Raw genomic sequence first — 16,963 nt, forward strand, 5'->3', positions numbered from 1 at the left:
AAAGAGGAATAAATGAGAATCAATCTGGTCTTCTTTATTTTTAAGATTATTCAAAAATCTGTTGTATTACTTCCAGTGATGCTGGAGTTTTAAAATCTGTAATATGATAATGATAATATACCAAAAGGCTATCCAGGAAATCTTTTCTTAGGGAAGGATGTATTTTTACACTGTAAAGATTTTCAGCAGTAAGAATATTTTTCCAGATCATAGAAATTTCTTCATTGAATAATTGATGGGCAGAAATGGTAGAAAATGTTCCTGTTTCCGGATCTAAAAAATTTCCTTCGCCTATTAAAGGAGCAACCCCCTGCACTTTTAGAATGACAAGCAGAAATAACAAATGACACTGATAGTTTTGTTGTTCAAGTTCAGTAATAAACCTTTCAATGCTGAAGAAGATGTTAAGGTTCTTATTTTCCAGCTTCAGAACCTGATTAAGAAAGTCTGAGATAAAAAATATGACAGTACCTGCCTTTATATCAGCATAAGCATCATTACCTTTTACCAGTTCAAATTTTGAAATAGTGGGAATGCCATTACCTCTTACAGGACTAATGGAGAAATTAAGTTTATTCAGGGGTTGCAGGAAGGCTTTCTTTTTATTTTTCCGGGAATATATTCCTTTCAGAAAATAAGACTGAAAACCATCCTCCTCTGTAAAACAATGCAATACAGCATCATTTTCTCCATATTTGATGAATGAAAGTAAAAAACCGTTTTGTGTATTCATTAATTGACTACGCCTATTTTGGCTGTCGCTTTATCAGATCCGTCTTCATTGGTCATCAGTACAAAATAAATTCCTGATGCCACTCTGGCTCCTCGTTGGTTGTTAAGATCCCATTCATAATAGCCACCTCTTGCTACAGCAGAATGCACAACATTTCCTGCGGCATCGGTAATTCTTATGTTTGTTTTTTCTGCCAGTCCTTTAATGGTCACTTTCCCTTTGAAATTAGAATAAACAACAGGATTAGGATAAACTACTACATCTCCGAAATTGGAAGTTACATCTGTGATATCTCCCTGATAAGTTACAATACCGTTATAGGTTACAAAATATACTTTTCCTGTCTTTTTATCTACTTTGATATCAGTAACAGTATTAGTAGGAAGAGGAGAGTTCTCCATTGTAAAATGTTTGATGGTCTTTTGACCGTCTGCAGAAAGGTAATATACACCACCACCATCTACAGAAACCCATTTATAATTTCCTCCATCTACTTCAATCTGAAGAATACTGGAATCTCTGAAAAGCTCTTCACCAAGCCCGTTTTGTTCTATAATTATAGGTTCAACTTTAGGCTCCAGACCTTTTATTTCTTTAGCAGCATTAGCTAAAACTCTTACTCCTTTGTCGGTGCTGATCCATGCATCACCGGTTTTGTCAACAGCAACGGATAACGTTCCTGATGCGGTAGATGGAAATCCGTTCTTTTCAACTAATATATAGTCGGTATCATCAGAAAAGTTGAGTGGATCCTTGTAATCATATACCCAAAAAGCATTTGATCTTGATAAAGGTATCCATAACATATTTTCATAAACGATAGGCTTTTGTACGGATGCACTTTTAAAGTTGGATACTTTCAGATTGAAATCATCTTTAGCTTTATCATATACAGCCACTGCAGGTCCACCATTATTAAATGAAAATGCAGCAAAAATATTGTTTTGGGCATCAGTTGTAAGACCTACTGCTCGTCTGCTTGTAGGAGTAGCCTGTACAGAATAATATTTTACAAAATCAAAATCTTTATTTGAAGCATTATACTTCAGTTTGTAGATTCCCTGGGAATCCAATGCATAGTTTGCAAAAAGAACTTCGCTGGTATCAAGGGGATTGAGGATAGCATCCAGTACATTGAGGGTTCCGGTAAAAGTTTTAAAGTAAGAAGGATAGATCCATTCTGCACCATTATAATAATAAAAACCTGGTTTTTTCGGGTTTATTACCGGTGTGTTATATCTTTCAGCTCTTGCTCCAGTGGAAACCAATAACTGATTATTATCGTATGTACTAATTTTATAAGCATAATTAAACTGTGGTCCGGATGGTTTGTAGCTGTGATTGCTTTCATCCTTTATTCCTGATAATACAGTTCCACCATATAGTTTTCCACTTGCCATGGTAGCAGTATTACACTGCTCTCCAAAATCTACAGCACTGGAATTGGTCCCATTAAGTCCAAAAGTATATACTCTGCTGTCTGTAACAACAACATTACTTGTGGTTACAACAACATCCTGAATATTTCCAAGACTGACAGGAAGCTGAATAGGAGCACCATTATTATAGACAAATGCAGCAGTAGCAGAAGAAAATGCTAATTCTGATTCTGAATCAATATGTTTGAAGGCTCCGGGAATTTCGGTTGTCCATGTAGAAAATACAGGAAACGTAGTATTCATTTCATGGCTCTTTAAGCCGGTATTTGTTACAGAATATACTTTGTTTCCAAATATTGTAGCTTCATTACTTGCTTCGTATACTCCACCGGTAAGAAAGAAGGCCGAGTCTCCAAATTCTTTTTTCTTTATATCGAATATAGATACCCCGTAACCTACAGAAATTACAGCTTTTTCTCCTGTTATAGAGATGTGGTTAATTTTTTTGTTTCCATTATATCCGGCAGCAATAGGAATGTCAATAATATACTTAACTTCATTGGGGGTAACTACATCTATTGCTCCGTTTTCATAACCAATAACTCCGGTTTTGCTTTTGGGATCATAATCGAAAGCTGTTATTCTTATATTATGAAGCCCGTTTGCTTTAGATAACTTCGTAATTTCTCCTGTTGATATTGTATAATAGAATATCCCGTTTTCTGTTGCAGCCACTATTCTTCCATTGTCTTCCTTCATGGCTAAGACATTGTTGTAGGAAAAGAGATCTGCCCATTTTTTTGATGAAATGACCTGAGCTTTTGTAAACTGCAGGGAGGCTAAAATACCAAGAGAAATTAGAGAGAGTTTTTTCATGTTATGCTATTATGCTGCTGTCTATTGCCTGATTGTTCCAGGAAATATGCTGTATGTTTTTGTTTGAATCAAAATAAAAATCTATTCTACCTAATAGAAGCCCTGCCCATCCCACCTGATTAACAAGAACGTTTTTGCCTTGTCTGTTGGTGAATGTCTGAGGTTCCGGTAAAAATGTATGAGTATGTCCACCCAGAATAATATCAATATTTTCTGTGTTGGCGGCTAAAATTTTATCGCTTATCTTATTCGGTTCATCATGGTAGTCATATCCTATATGTGAAAGACAAATGACAAGATCACATTTCTGGTCTTTTTTCAAGAACTCTGAATAGTGCTGAGCTGCTTCAATTGGATCAGAATACACCGTCTCTGCATATTGTTTCTTACCTACAAGACCGTCCAACTGAATTCCCACTCCAAAAATTCCAACCTTGATTCCATTCTTGTTGAAGATTTTATAAGGAGATGTTTTTCCATCCAGAATTGTATTCTTAAAATCATAATTGGAACAGATAAAAGGGAACTTCGCATTCGGAAGAACCTTTAAAAACCCTTCAAGACCATTATCAAAATCATGATTTCCCATGGTGGAAGCATCATACTTCATCATGGACATTAATTTGAATTCCAGTTCACCACCAAAAAAGTTAAAATAAGGAGTTCCCTGGAAGATATCTCCGGAATCAAGAAGAAGTACATTGCTTTCCTGATTTCTGATTTGCTGAATTAAGCTTGCCCTTCTTGCAAAGCCCCCTTGATTGGGATTTTTTGTATAGCTTGCATCAAAAGGCTCTATTCTGCTGTGCTGATCGTTAGTATGAAGGATGGTTAGTTTATTTGCGGATTTTAAATCAAGAATTTTTAACTCTTCCGCCATCATCATATTGGGAGCTAAAGCCATTGCTAAAGATCCACCACCTATTGCTTTTAAAAAACTTTTTCTATCCATTACTTCTTACCGATAAAATTTAAACGAACATCCGTAGGAGAAACTATTTCAGGATTTCTCTTGAAATAATCAATATATAAATCTCTAAGCTTAACTCCCGTAGGAATTGATTCACCTTTTGAAAAGAATTTCATATTATCACCACCTAAAGCCAGATAATCTGAGGTTGCAATATAGTAATCTTTGTTAGGATCTACTTCTTTCCCGTTAATTAAAGATTTGGATAGTTGTCCGTTTTTTGTTTCAATATATAAATGGGAGACTGGATTGTTGACCTGTGTTTTAGCATAGTATTCAAAAAGTCCCGGTAAATCTGCGCCTTTCATTTTTACAATAATCAGTTCATTCTCAAAAGGCATTACTTCGAAAAGGTTTTTCAGCATAATATCACCTTTTCCAATTGTAGTACGGATTCCACCAATATTGATTAGCGCAGCGTCTACATTTTGTTTAAGATGAGTTTTCGTCCATTCATCCCCGCCTTCAAGAGTATAATCTGCTAAAAGATTTCCCAGGTTGCTGTTATCTCCCTGCTTTGTAAGGTCTGTATTGGTGTGAGAGATTTTCTGATTCATCTCTTTATCCAATTTCTTCTTATAAGGTTCAATAAATTTTACAAACTCATCATCATTCTTTAGCTCATTATTAATAGAAATGTTTTTCTGGGTCTTTACATTCACAAGCTGCGGCGCAGAAGCCGTTTTGCATGCAGTAAGAGATGCCAGAGCAATTCCTAATAACAAGAATTTATTTTTCATATGCTGTAAATTATTTTTGTAAAGATCATATGCAATCACTGATTACTTCGGTGTTTTTGTAAACAATTTCTGTTATAGTAATTTCATAATATCTTTTAGTATATGCAAATATAACTATATGTATAATAAAACATTATTATTTATTATAAATTCTTATTGTAAATGATTAAATTTGGCAAAAATAATTCGAACAGATGAGCATTTTAAAAGGAGTAGGTGTTGCGTTGGTAACACCCTTTAATGAAGATTTATCCGTTGACTTCGACAGTTTAACAAAACTTGTTGAATATAATATTGAAAACGGAACCAATTATTTGGTAGTATTGGGAACTACAGCTGAGGCTGCAACGCTTTCTGATGAAGAGAAGAAACAGGTAATTGAGCATATCATTAAGGTGAATAATAAACGTCTTCCTTTGGTTTTAGGAATTGGCGGTAACAATACTCTTGAAGTCAAGAAACAGATTGAAGAAGCAGATCTTTCTGCATTTGAAGCGGTACTTTCTGTATCTCCATATTACAATAAACCTAATCAGGAAGGTCTTTATCAACATTATAAAGCCTTAGCTTCTACAGGTAAAAATATTATCATTTATAATGTTCCGTCCAGAACCGGGCAGAATGTTGATGCAGATACGACACTTCGTCTTGCAAAGGAATTCCCGAATCTATTCATGATTAAAGAGGCATCTCCAAATATCTTACAGTATTTTGATATCCTTAGAAAGAAACCGGAAGGATTCTCTTTGGTTTCAGGTGATGACGAATTCACTCTTCCTGTAACCTTAGCAGGTGGTGATGGCGTAATTTCTGTAATAGGGCAGGGGTATCCGAAAGAATTCTCTACTATGGTGCAATTGGCCTTTGAAGGAAAGGTAAAGGAAGCGTATGAGATTCACAATAAATTGGTGGATATTACCCGTCTTATTTTTGCAGAAGGAAATCCTTGTGGTATTAAAGTCGTGTTAACAGAAAAAGGAATCATTAAGAATTATCTGAGACTTCCTTTAGTTCAGGCATCAGAAGGACTTTATGCTAAAATTAAAGCTGAGATGGCTAACATTTAATTATTAAACATCATACAATACAAAAAAGTGAAAAGTTCAGGCTTTTCACTTTTTTTAATCATAATCCATAAAATATGAAATTAATACAAGCAACAGGAAAGGATATTCCCCTGATTCAGGATCTGGCAAGAAGATCATGGGAAAATGCCTATGCAGAGATCCTTTCCGAAGAACAAATGGAGTATATGCTTTCCGAAATGTATTCGGAACAGGAAATTGAAAGTCAACTCCAGAATCCTGATTACCACTATTATCTGATTGAAGATGAAAATAGTAACTCTTACGAAGGATTTATCGGGTACGAACACAATTATGAAGGTAAAACTACAAAGCTGCACCGCATTTATCTTGTTCCGGAAAGTAAAGGGAAGGGATTTGGAAAAGGGGCACTTCTGTTTTTAAATAAAAAAGTATCTGAGAATGGAAATAATAGAATTATCCTTAATGTGAATAAAAATAATGCTGCCAGAAATTTCTATGAATCTCAAGGCTACAAGGTGTATGATGAAGGTGTTTTCGATATCGGAAACGGATTTGTGATGGATGATTTTTTAATGGAATTTCTAATTCACGGGTAATTGACTTAAAATTTTGTAACTTTATCACGTAATTCTATAACAGGTGATTTCTTTTTTTGAATCATCTTTGTTTCAGAACCAAATCACTTATAATAATACATTCATATGCTTGGTTTTGAGCTGACATAGCTTTTTATCAGTATATTTTTTTCATCCTTAGTGTTTAAATTCCTGTATTTTCGGATACAGGAGTTTTTGCGTATATATGTTATGTTAAAAAAATATCTCCTATTTCACATTTAATTGAAATAAATTATTATATTTACTAAAAAAATAGGCTTACTTATACCAGGATGAAAATGTACGTTAAATTTGATTTCAATGCTCTTTGTAAAAAGGTATTGGACGAAAAGCTGAAGGAGCACGGGCTGAAATACCGGTTGCTGAACTTCGGTGAGGTGGAGTTCTATGAACCTTTTACTCAGGAACAGCATAATCTATTCAAGAAAAATCTTGGGGATTATGGTATTGAGATCATAGAAAGCCAGAAAACGGCTTTGGTACAGAAAATAAAAGATACTATTGTGGAGCTTGTCTTTTCTGAAGAGATAATTCCCGTAAAAGCATCCATTTATATTTCTGAAAAACTGAATCACAGCTATGGATATCTTTCCAATCTGTTTTCAGAGGTTGCTTATACTTCTATTGAGAATTTTATTATTCTCCAGAAAATAGAGCATGCAAAAGCTCTGATTATTAGAAATAAGCAAAGTCTTACCGAAATTGCCCATAAACTGAATTATTCCAGTGTGGCGCATTTAAGTACTCAGTTTAAAAATACGACAGGAATTACTCCCTCACAGTTTCAAAAGATCATAGGAAAAAGAAGAAGAGCCCAAAGCATGGTAACAAACCCTAAAATGCAGTATGAATAAAGAATTTCTGAACGTAATTATAACAGATAACGATGAAAACACCTTAATTTTTTTTAAAAATATATTCAAAGAGCTGAAGATCTCTATAAAAGTTCAATGTTTCAATAATGGAAAAGGTTTGATGGAGTATCTCAATAACAATGATGCTGTAGTTCCCGAAATTGTTTTTATTAATTATACTATTCCCGGAAAAAAGAGCATGGAATGTATTGATGAACTGAAAGCCAATCCAAAGTTCAGTAATATGGTGACTGCCATTTATAGTGAAGAGATCTCCGAAAATGAAATTGAAGAAGCCTTTGTAAGAGGAAACAATATCTGTATAAGAAAACCTTCCGATTTTGGAACTTTAAAAAAAGTACTTACGGAAGTTATTACCATCAATTGGCAATATCATACCTCTGGTTTGAATAAAGAGAATTTTATTCTAAAGATTTGATTAACATGTTGTTTTAAACTTTCATTTTAAAAGAATGAAATGTTATTTATTGTATAATATTCACATTAAAGTGAAAATTTTATAACTAATAACTGAAATAATATAAAAAAGAAGACAGGTAATATGCAGACATTTGTAAATGTAAACCTAGTGACACAAATTAGATTATATACATGAAGATACAGATGAATGAGAAGTAATTGTTTCTACAGTAAAAATATATAAATCACGATGTAAACAAAATGGGTTATATTCATTTCCAATTTTAAAGCATAGAAGATCTTTAAACAAAACGGTACAATCATGAAAACTCGAAATAGTTGGAGATATTTTTATTCGTTTCATTCCCTCATCTCCACTAGACACAGTTAGTTTTTATAATAAGCAAGTTGGAAAAATAATTCATTTTGTTTTTTTATAATTTATTTTAATAGTGATGACTTATCTTCAAATAATATATAGATATTTTCACACCACATCACAAAATATTAAGTATAAGCTATTAAAATAAATTTTTAAAACAGACCAAAAGTAATTTCTTCTAAATAACAGTTTTATAAGGGGACCGCAGGAAGTTTTTTTCTGCGGTTTTTTTATGAAATTTTACTCCATTTATTTTTCCCTTTATAGTACTTTATATAGTAATTTTTAATAATCAGATTGTCTTGTCTGGACAGCATAGGATCAGCTTCAAGGATTTTATCAACTGTATTTTTAGTTGTCTTAATAATAGCTGAATCATTTACCAAATCCAGTCTTTTAAAATCAACCACACCACTTTGTTGGGTTCCTAAAATATCACCGGGACCACGAAGCTGCATATCAACTTCAGAAATTTTAAAACCATCATTGGTTTCAGTCATTGTTTTAATACGGGTTCTGCTTTCCTTGGATAGCTTATCGGAAGTCATCAGAATACAGTAGCTCTGTTCAGCACCTCTTCCTACACGTCCTCTGAGCTGATGAAGCTGTGAAAGGCCAAACCTCTCAGAACTTTCAATAACCATTACTGAAGCATTCGGAACATTTACCCCTACTTCAATAACAGTAGTAGCCACCATAATTTCAGCTTTTCCTGAGGCGAAATAAGCCATAGCAGCATCCTTTTCATCCGGTTTCATCTTTCCATGGAGCATGGTAACATTGTAATCTGAAAAGAAATCCATAACGTGTTCCAATCCTTCCATCAGATTTTTGTAATCCAATGTTTCAGATTCTTCAATCAACGGATAAACAAAATACACCTGTCTTCCTTTTTTGATCTCATCCTTGCAGAAATTATACACATACAGCCTGTCTTTTTCACGTCTGTGAGCTGTGATAATTGGTTTTCTTCCCACAGGCATTTCATCAATCACAGAAACATCCAGATCAGAATAGAAACTCATTGCCAGTGTTCTGGGAATAGGAGTTGCCGTCATCACCAGAATATGAGGTGGAATTTTATTTTTAGCCCAAAGTTTAGCCCGTTGTGCCACTCCGAATCTATGCTGTTCATCAATAATAGACAACCCAAGATTCTTGAATTTAACCTTATCTTCCAAAACAGCGTGAGTCCCTACAAGAATAGAAAGTGTCCCATTTTCCAGCTCTTCGTGAATAATTCTTCTTTCTTTTGCTTTGGTAGAACCAGTCAGTAACCGGACATTGATTCCTGTTTTTTCCAGTAAATCTTTTATTCCATTATAATGCTGCTGGGCAAGAATTTCAGTAGGTGCCATCATACAGCTCTGAAAACCATTATCCATAGCAATCAGCATCGTTAATAAAGCTACCATTGTTTTTCCGGAACCTACATCTCCCTGTAAAAGCCTGTTCATCTGAATCGGCCTTTTCATATCCATCCGGATTTCTTTTAAAACTCTTTTTTGAGCACCGGTAAGTTCAAACGGAAGATGATTTTCATAAAAATCATTAAAATGATCCCCTATAATAGGAAACGGGTTGCCATAAGACTGTGTTTTATGATGAAGTTTTTTTAAACCATATCCTAATTGAAAAAAGAAAGATTCTTCAAATTTCAGTCTGAAATCTGCCTTATCAAAATGTTCCTGGTCCTTAGGGAAATGTACATTCAGAAAAGCATGCTGTCGTGGCATAAACTTAAAAGTCTTCATCAGATATTCAGGGAAATTTTCCTCAATAAGATTTGGAATTTCTCTGCAGATATTTCTTAAAGCATTTTGAAAAAACCTTTGGTTAAGACCTCTTTTTGTCAGTTTTTCAGAACTTGGATAAATGGGTTTTAAACGGGTTTCTCCTTCTTTCTTTTCCTCAGCCTCAATTTCAGGATGTGGCATGGAAAATTGGCGGTTAAAAACATTGATTTTCCCGAAGATATAAACTTCGCGATTAATAGGAAGCTGTTCTTTCAGCCATTTTGAATACTGGAACCATACAAGATCCATACTTCCTGTATCATCATTGAATTTAGCTGTTAATCTCTTTGTTTTTCCAGTCTGAATTTCCTGAACCTGGGTAATCCTGCCTTTAAACTGAATTTCCTGACTGGTTTCCTCATGAAGCTGAGAAACTTTATAGATTTTACTTTTATCCAGATAGCGGATAGGATAGAAGTTCAGCATATCTTCTACAGTGGATAATCCTAACACACTTTTGATGAGTTTGGCTCTTTCCGGACCTATTCCTTTTACATATTCTATGGAAGTTTCTAAAGTCATTTCTTATCTCAGATTCGGGAATCGAATATAGTATGAAAAACAAAAGTCCGAATTTCGGTAAAATAAAAAAGACTTCCAAAAAAATTGAAAGTCTTAGTTTATATCGGTATTAAAACCTGAAAATTTAATTACTCTTTGATTTTAGATTTGAACTTTTTCTGATAATCTTCCCACTGTTCTCTGGTACGGATCTTTTTAAAGAGATCCTTTGAATCATTTCAAGGTAAGGTTCCAGCTCTTTCGCAGATAACTCTCCCTGAAGAATGGTGATTGGTTCACCATGTTCATCCAGAAATACAGTACTTGGAACAGCACCTACATTCATATATTGAGTGAATTCATGTAAAGAATTTCTCCCTTTTTTATGTTCTGTGTTAGGATTGGAAAATTTTCTTCCAAAGATTTCAATACTCTTTTTTTCTTCTGCATCAAATTTCACAGGATAGAAATTTTCATTTAAAATCTGTGAAAGTACCGGATGTCCGTAAGTTTTTTTATCCATAATCTTACAGGGGCCACACCAGTCTGCATAAAAATCAATAAGAATCTTTTTAGGATTTTCTTTCTGCGCTTTTAGAGCCTCTTCAATAGTCATCCATTTAGTCTGTGCAAAACTAAAATTTAATAATAATAAGAGTACTATGCTTAAAATTTTTTTCATAATTTGATATTTACGTAAAAATAAGCATAATAACTTATTTTTTTATTTTACATCCTGCATTAATTTTTTCACCAGTGAAGAAAGCAATATTAATACCACTCCTGCAATTAATGCATAAATACCCAGTGTTTTATATCCGTCAGTATAAGCAAGTAGCTTACTCATATTGGTATTTCCTGTATTGGCTTCAGATAAGCTTGCTCCAATTTTTCCTGCAGCAAACTGCCCAAATGCACTTGCCAAGAACCATAGCCCCATCATCATTCCGAACATTTTTTTAGGAGATAATTTGGTGATGATAGACATCCCGATTGGGCCTAAGCATAACTCACCAAAAGTAATAACAAGCCATGTGAAGGTAAATAAGTTAAGTGAAGATTTTCCATCTGCACCAGCAAAATATCTTAAACTGTAAAATAAGAAGAATCCTCCTGCCAGGAATAAAAATCCAATTCCGAATTTATTAATGGTATTAGGTTCAAGTTTCTTTTTGTTTAAACCAACCCATGCTAAACCGATCAGTGGACTGAAAATGATGATAAAGAATGAATTAGCACTGTTGTTAATGACATTTGGATCCATACCAAATCCCAGTAAATTGTGTACAAGGTTATCTTTAGCAAATAAAGATAGAGATCCACCACTTTGTTCATATATGGAATTGAACACGAAGTACATGAATATAAATATAAATGCTGCGATCAGTTTCTTTTGATAAGAGGAAGTCTGTTTTAAAGTTTCCATGATGAAATAGCCTACAGCAGCAATCCCAATGAGATACATGAAATAATCTGTAAAGCTTGTGTTTTTAACCATGATGAAAATAAGAGGCATACTTAATAATGCTCCAATGTATACCAATACTTCACGTAAAGTTCTTTTTGATTTAGGAATAAACTGTAATGGAGAGTCTCCGATAGGTCCCAATGTTTTTCTGGTAGCAAAAAAGTAATCAGACCTAAAATCATTACAATGGCAGCTGCTAAGAAACACCATGACCAAGAATGATATTTTCCAAGATAAACACATAAAGCTCCACCTAGAAGTCCTCCAATATTGATTCCGGCATAGAAAAGACCATACCCTGCATCTCTTCTTGGATCATCCTCTTTATAAAGTTCCCCAACCATAGAGGAGATATTAGGTTTAAAAAATCCGGTACCTATAATGGAACAGGTAATCCCGAAATAAAAGAAGTCATGGGGAGAAAGGGCAATAATTAGATTACCAACAGACATAATAATACCACCAAAAACTAAAGATTTTTTAAAGCCTAAGATTTTATCAGCAAAAATACCTCCTATAAAAGTAAAAGCATAAATAAAAGCCTGTATGGCTCCATATTGTAAATTTGCTTTGTCTTCTAACAGTCCCAATTGATCTACCATGAAAATGGTAAGAACACCTCGCATTCCATAAAAGCAGAAACGTTCCCACATTTCTACGGTGAATAAAGTCCAAAGCTGTTTTGGATACTTTCCTTTAAAGTCTTGTATTTCTTCTAGAGTTAAGCTCATAACGATATATGATTGTTTTAATTAAGGGTTTTTATTATCCTGATCCAGTTCAAAACGAATTCTGTTCTGATCGATGATTTGTTTTAATTCTTCTTCTTCTTTTGGGAGATACAGCAGGTGTTCCAAATTCCAGTAAAAACTTTTGAATATGGTCAATAATGGCAGTTTCAATTTCTTTTTCAGAAAACTGTTCATCAGCTTTTATACCAAGAAATTCAAAAATGTAGGGATCTTTTAAAACACTGTGGATATTTTCGGGTGTAGATTCTTTGTGTTTTAAAACTCTTTCGTAGGCTAGTGAGTTCATCTGCCTTTTTAGATCTCTTGAACTCCAATTATTTTGAATGGTTTCATCTATATAATAATTGATTTTCTGAGTATTATCTATTTTGAATAAGAGCCTGTAATGAGTCCAGCTCAATTCGTGACGCAGTGCGTCACATATTGGAAATGTCTGATAAAATGAGCGCATATTTCTCAAATTATTTTCGTCAAACCCTTTTCCAAACTCTAAAGTAAGCTTCTGAGAAAGATTTTTTAAGGTGTATTTTCCGTATTCAGCACGTTCTTTCCCTTGTTGTTCATCTTCAACAATAAGTTTTCCAATCTGCCAGTAAGTAAGCAGTAGTGTAGAATTCGCAATTCGAAAAACCTTTTCGCGCGACTGTCTAATGATCTCCTTTACGGATTGGAATAAAGAATCTTCGGAAATTTCCATCATACGAAAATAAAAAAACCTCTGACTTAGCAGAGGTTTTATTCATATTTTGTTAATGCAATCAGTTTACACCGTGCATCATTTTCTTTAAGATAGGTGAAAGTAGACCTAAAATTACAGAAGCAATACCACAAAGTACAACGAATACCATGAAGAATTCAAATAAATTGTGAATCTCAAATCCTACGAAAGTAGGGTTGTGTAATGGTAATTGAGCTTTTTCGAATGCAGCAACCTGCTCCGTAGTTAAAGTTACTTTTTTATCTAAAACATCCTGTAAGTTTACTCCAATTTCCTGAGCTTTTTTGAATTTATCACCTGTAGCAGGGATAAGAGCTCCTAATGAACCTGCTAAAGCATATCCGGCAGCATTAGAAATGAAGAAAACACCATATAATAATGAAGCAAATCTTTTTGGTGCTAATTTACCTACCAGAGAAAGTCCGATTGGAGATAAACAAAGCTCACCACAAGTTTGGATAAAGTATAAAAGCATTAACCATTTGATAGCTAATAAACCTGAACTTCCAAGATCTTTTACATTGTGTGCAATGATGAAATAAGAAAGAGCTATTAATGCCAGCCCCATTGCTTGTTTGAATGGAGATACAGGCTCTTTTCCTTTTGCTCTTAATTTATCCCAACATAAACTGAAAGGAACAGCCAATAGAACTACGAAAATTCCGTTGAAAATCTGAACCATTGAAGGCGGCATATTCCATCCCAAAATGTTTCTGTCTGTCTGGTTATCTGCAATAAATGTTAATGAAGATCCTGCCTGCTCGAAAGCTGCCCAGAAGAAGATAATGAAAAACGAAACAATATAAATTACCCAGATTCTCTGTCTTTCAACCTTATTTTCAGCAGAAGTCATGATCAGGAATGCAAGGGAAATACCAGCTGCATAGATGAAAGGATAGATAATCCCTTTAATCATTTGCCCCATTTCCATTGAGTTAAACCCAATTTCTCCAACCAATAAATATCTGAATACAAAGAAAAGAACAGCAAATATACCTACAGTGATTCCTAAAGATACCCCTGAGAATTTAGCGGTCTGAGATTCTCCTTCTTCAAAATCTGCAGTACTGTTATTTTTTGGTAATCCTCCAATAGGTCTTCCTTCCGGAGTTACAACGTATTTGTTTTTAAGGATAAAGAATGTTACCGTTCCAATTAGCATAGCTATTGAAGCTGCTAAGAATCCCCATTTGAAAGCAAAGATATCTCTTACTCCGGTTGTAGCATCTTTTACGTCTCCTACGTAAGGGCAGATAAACTGACCTAAGAATGCTCCAATGTTGATTCCCATGTAGAAAATGGTGAATGCAGAATCCAGTTTGGATTTTTCCTGCTTTGGATAAAGACTTCCTACCATTGAGGAAATGTTCGGTTTGAAGAATCCATTACCAAAAATGATAACGAATAATGCCAGCCACATAATAAGCTTCGCGCTTCCAAGATCCGCAGAGAACGTTGAAGCACTGATGAATAATAAAAACTGACCAATTGCCATAAGAGATCCACCTACGATAATGGCAAATCTGTTTCCGATATATTTATCAGCAATAAATCCTCCTAGAAGCGGAGTTAAGTAACACAAAGCTAAAAATCCACCATAGATGATCGCCGCATCAGCTTCTTTTATTAATAAGGAATTTACCATAAAGAGCGTCAAAAGTGCTCTCATTCCATAAAAGTTGAAACGCTCCCACATTTCCGTTCCGAATAGAACCCACAATCCTTTTGGATGTCTGGAATTCTTATTCTCTACAAATTCATCCGGTTTCGGACTCAATGCTTCAATATTATCCATTCTATTGTTAATTTTTGTTAAGACTGACAAATATAGTTTATTTTGGGTTTTTGGCAAGGTTTTAATTTTATTTTTAAATAAAAAAGCTGCGGACCCAGTCCGCAGCTTTCTATTCTTTATAAGATCAGGGATTAATGCCCTTTTTCCTTCATAATTTTATTTAATCTTTTTAGCATGGAAAGGCCTAAAAGAGTAGCAAATATTAACAAAGCGAAATTCACAAGGAAGTAATTTGTTTTGTTTTCATAGTTATACCATGTACTTGCCAAGATACCTGAAAGCTTGTTTCCTACAGAGTTGGCAAGGAAGAATCCACCCATCATCAAAGCTGTAATCCTTGCAGGAGAAAGCTTAGATACGAATGAAAGCCCCATTGGTGAAAGACATAATTCTCCAATGGTAATTACTCCGTAACTGGCCACCAGCCATAAAGGAGAAACTTTTACAGAGCCGTTATCTCCGGCCATTACTGCTAAAACCATTACCAGACATGATAATCCGGAAATGAACAGTCCTAAAACGATTTTGGTTGGGGTTAAAGGTTCTTTACCTTTTCTTCTTAATAAAGCCCAAAACCCTACCACAACAGGAGTTAATGCAATTACCCAGAATGGATTAATAGACTGGAATAATTCAGTATTGTATAAGTAGACCTTATTTTCAGGGTTTTTCTCAAGCACAGCACGCTGTTCCTGAGAGATATTTTTAAAGTAAACATCCTTTCCTGTTTCTTTCTTAGTGTCTCCGTTATCCTCTTTCTGAGAACGGAACTGATTGTCATAGACAGGAACTTCTTTGTCTTCGTAACTTTTTCCATCAACCATATAGATTCCTTCCAAAGGTTTTTCCAAAGATGCAGGAACACTTCTGTCAGTGTAGTAATTAGCCCATCTCGTTAAAGCTGTACCATTCTGCTTGAAAACCGCCCAGAAAAACATACTGATCAAGAATACGGAAAGTAACGCTCCAATGGATGCTTTTTCATCAGGTTTAGCTTTAAAGTAAAGAGAAGCATAGAAGTAAATAACAGGAATACATGCAAAAATGAAGGCATCCGTACTGTCACTTCCAAAAATATTGTTAGGAATAAACCATCCCAATGCTCCAGCAGCAATAGCAGGAACAAATACTTTCATCATAATCTCAGAAAGCTTCGTATCACCTTCCTGTACAGGTTTCATCTGTGCAGCATGGATGTAGTGCTTTCTTCCGATGGTAAAAATAACCATACCAATCAACATCCCAACTCCGGCAGTGATGAATGCTTCACCCCAACCGAATTTATTACGCATAAATGCAGCAATAATGTTACAGATAAAGGCTCCGATGTTAATTCCCATGTAGAAAATATTGTACCCGGAATCTTTGTTGGCTTTATAGGGCTCTTCAGAATAAAGATTTCCTAAAAGGGTAGAAATGGTAGGTTTAAAGAAACCATTTCCAATGATAATTAATGCCAGAGAAGCATAAAATAAAGGTAAATCCTTGAAAACACCCATTCCGATGTATCCTGCAGCCATTAAAATACCTCCAAGATAAATAGACTTAATATATCCTAAAACCCTGTCGGCTAAGAAACCACCAATAAAAGGAGTAAGATAAGTTAATGCAATATAGGTTCCGAAAATGTCATCTGCAGTTTTGTCCGGCAGTCCTAAACCTCCTTTCATTCCGGCAGGTTCAATAACATACAGAACAAAGATTCCAAGAATCAGGTAGTACCCGAAACGCTCCCACATTTCTGTAAAGAAAAGGTAAGGTAGCCCTTTAGGATGTTTTGTCTTCATATATTCAAATTTCAATTGCCCCAAAAATAGGTTTTTAATTCCAATTGATAAAATAAATAATATATCCCTAAATGATTAATGAAATGAATAAAAAAATCCCTTTCAAAATTGGTGAAAGGGATTTAT

The 16,963-nt window shown here is 34.5% G+C and carries 13 protein-coding genes and 1 pseudogene; 4 read left to right on the forward strand and 10 right to left on the reverse strand.

Features of this window, described 5'->3' with window-relative positions:
• Window positions 1-46: 46 nt before the first annotated feature.
• Genes recO through BOQ64_RS21900 form a run of 4 tightly spaced genes read right to left on the reverse strand, consistent with a single transcriptional unit; the run spans window position 47 to window position 4,698 of the window.
• Window positions 47-733 carry a DNA repair protein RecO gene (gene recO / locus BOQ64_RS21885; RefSeq protein WP_129058745.1) on the reverse strand — a complete coding sequence of 229 codons (687 nt, stop codon included), beginning with the start codon at window positions 731-733 and terminating at the stop codon, window positions 47-49.
• Window positions 733-2,988: a hypothetical protein gene (locus BOQ64_RS21890; protein ID WP_185147095.1), complete on the reverse strand. Its 2,256-nt coding sequence runs from the start codon at window positions 2,986-2,988 to the stop codon at window positions 733-735. The genes recO and BOQ64_RS21890 overlap by 1 nt, the downstream gene beginning before the upstream one ends.
• Before the next feature lies 1 nt (window position 2,989).
• Window positions 2,990-3,940 carry a bifunctional metallophosphatase/5'-nucleotidase gene (locus BOQ64_RS21895; protein ID WP_129058746.1) on the reverse strand — a complete coding sequence of 317 codons (951 nt, stop codon included), beginning with the start codon at window positions 3,938-3,940 and terminating at the stop codon, window positions 2,990-2,992.
• Complete coding sequence (locus BOQ64_RS21900; RefSeq protein WP_129058747.1) at window positions 3,940-4,698, reverse strand: 5'-nucleotidase C-terminal domain-containing protein; 759 nt, start codon at window positions 4,696-4,698, stop codon at window positions 3,940-3,942. Before BOQ64_RS21900 ends, BOQ64_RS21895 begins: the two co-directional genes overlap by 1 nt.
• A gap of 194 nt (window positions 4,699-4,892) precedes the next feature.
• Here BOQ64_RS21900 and dapA point away from each other — a divergent pair, with 194 nt between their 5' ends.
• The 4 genes from dapA to BOQ64_RS21920 all read left to right on the forward strand — a co-directional run bounded on the left by dapA (window position 4,893) and on the right by BOQ64_RS21920 (window position 7,657).
• A complete protein-coding gene (dapA, locus tag BOQ64_RS21905) occupies window positions 4,893-5,765 on the forward strand; it encodes a 4-hydroxy-tetrahydrodipicolinate synthase (protein WP_129058748.1) in 873 nt (290 codons plus the stop codon).
• A gap of 74 nt (window positions 5,766-5,839) precedes the next feature.
• Window positions 5,840-6,343, forward strand: coding sequence for a GNAT family N-acetyltransferase (locus BOQ64_RS21910; protein WP_129058749.1), 504 nt, complete (start codon window positions 5,840-5,842; stop codon window positions 6,341-6,343).
• A 293-nt stretch (window positions 6,344-6,636) separates the two neighbouring features.
• Window positions 6,637-7,218 carry a helix-turn-helix domain-containing protein gene (locus BOQ64_RS21915; RefSeq protein WP_129058750.1) on the forward strand — a complete coding sequence of 194 codons (582 nt, stop codon included), beginning with the start codon at window positions 6,637-6,639 and terminating at the stop codon, window positions 7,216-7,218.
• The gene (locus tag BOQ64_RS21920) at window positions 7,211-7,657 is read left to right on the forward strand and encodes a response regulator (protein ID WP_129058751.1); all 447 of its coding nucleotides are present in this window, start codon (window positions 7,211-7,213) and stop codon (window positions 7,655-7,657) included. Before BOQ64_RS21915 ends, BOQ64_RS21920 begins: the two co-directional genes overlap by 8 nt.
• Window positions 7,658-8,250: 593 nt before the next feature.
• Here BOQ64_RS21920 and recG read toward each other — a convergent pair.
• The 6 genes and pseudogenes from recG to BOQ64_RS21950 all read right to left on the reverse strand — a co-directional run bounded on the left by recG (window position 8,251) and on the right by BOQ64_RS21950 (window position 16,837).
• Window positions 8,251-10,338, reverse strand: coding sequence for an ATP-dependent DNA helicase RecG (gene recG, locus BOQ64_RS21925; RefSeq protein WP_129058752.1), 2,088 nt, complete (start codon window positions 10,336-10,338; stop codon window positions 8,251-8,253).
• 124 nt (window positions 10,339-10,462) lie between these two features.
• Window positions 10,463-10,999, reverse strand: a complete 537-nt coding sequence (locus tag BOQ64_RS21930; protein WP_317127671.1) for a thioredoxin family protein — start codon at window positions 10,997-10,999, stop codon at window positions 10,463-10,465.
• A gap of 42 nt (window positions 11,000-11,041) precedes the next feature.
• A pseudogene (locus tag BOQ64_RS21935) lies at window positions 11,042-12,522 on the reverse strand (peptide MFS transporter).
• A 43-nt stretch (window positions 12,523-12,565) separates the two neighbouring features.
• Complete coding sequence (locus BOQ64_RS21940) at window positions 12,566-13,237, reverse strand: PDDEXK nuclease domain-containing protein (RefSeq protein WP_129058754.1); 672 nt, start codon at window positions 13,235-13,237, stop codon at window positions 12,566-12,568.
• A 58-nt stretch (window positions 13,238-13,295) separates the two neighbouring features.
• Entirely contained in the window at window positions 13,296-15,050 is a 1,755-nt protein-coding gene (locus tag BOQ64_RS21945; RefSeq protein WP_129058755.1) for a peptide MFS transporter, read from the reverse strand.
• A gap of 131 nt (window positions 15,051-15,181) precedes the next feature.
• Window positions 15,182-16,837: a peptide MFS transporter gene (locus BOQ64_RS21950; RefSeq protein ID WP_129058756.1), complete on the reverse strand. Its 1,656-nt coding sequence runs from the start codon at window positions 16,835-16,837 to the stop codon at window positions 15,182-15,184.
• Window positions 16,838-16,963 lie beyond the last annotated feature (126 nt).

The sequence above is a fragment of the Chryseobacterium sp. CH25 genome, from assembly GCF_004119455.1.
GTDB lineage: Bacteria > Bacteroidota > Bacteroidia > Flavobacteriales > Weeksellaceae > Chryseobacterium.

Excerpts from the sequence above, each read along its gene's own strand:
- recO (WP_129058745.1), bottom strand. The coding sequence starts at position 733 with ATGAATACACAAAACGGTTTTTTACTTTCATTCATCAAATATGGAGAA.
- BOQ64_RS21890 (WP_185147095.1), bottom strand. The coding sequence starts at position 2,988 with ATGAAAAAACTCTCTCTAATTTCTCTTGGTATTTTAGCCTCCCTGCAG.
- BOQ64_RS21895 (WP_129058746.1), bottom strand. The coding sequence starts at position 3,940 with ATGGATAGAAAAAGTTTTTTAAAAGCAATAGGTGGTGGATCTTTAGCA.
- BOQ64_RS21900 (WP_129058747.1), bottom strand. The coding sequence starts at position 4,698 with ATGAAAAATAAATTCTTGTTATTAGGAATTGCTCTGGCATCTCTTACT.
- dapA (WP_129058748.1), top strand. The coding sequence starts at position 4,893 with ATGAGCATTTTAAAAGGAGTAGGTGTTGCGTTGGTAACACCCTTTAAT.
- BOQ64_RS21910 (WP_129058749.1), top strand. The coding sequence starts at position 5,840 with ATGAAATTAATACAAGCAACAGGAAAGGATATTCCCCTGATTCAGGAT.
- BOQ64_RS21915 (WP_129058750.1), top strand. The coding sequence starts at position 6,637 with ATGAAAATGTACGTTAAATTTGATTTCAATGCTCTTTGTAAAAAGGTA.
- BOQ64_RS21920 (WP_129058751.1), top strand. The coding sequence starts at position 7,211 with ATGAATAAAGAATTTCTGAACGTAATTATAACAGATAACGATGAAAAC.
- recG (WP_129058752.1), bottom strand. The coding sequence starts at position 10,338 with ATGACTTTAGAAACTTCCATAGAATATGTAAAAGGAATAGGTCCGGAA.
- BOQ64_RS21930 (WP_317127671.1), bottom strand. The coding sequence starts at position 10,999 with ATGAAAAAAATTTTAAGCATAGTACTCTTATTATTATTAAATTTTAGT.
- BOQ64_RS21940 (WP_129058754.1), bottom strand. The coding sequence starts at position 13,237 with ATGATGGAAATTTCCGAAGATTCTTTATTCCAATCCGTAAAGGAGATC.
- BOQ64_RS21945 (WP_129058755.1), bottom strand. The coding sequence starts at position 15,050 with ATGGATAATATTGAAGCATTGAGTCCGAAACCGGATGAATTTGTAGAG.
- BOQ64_RS21950 (WP_129058756.1), bottom strand. The coding sequence starts at position 16,837 with ATGAAGACAAAACATCCTAAAGGGCTACCTTACCTTTTCTTTACAGAA.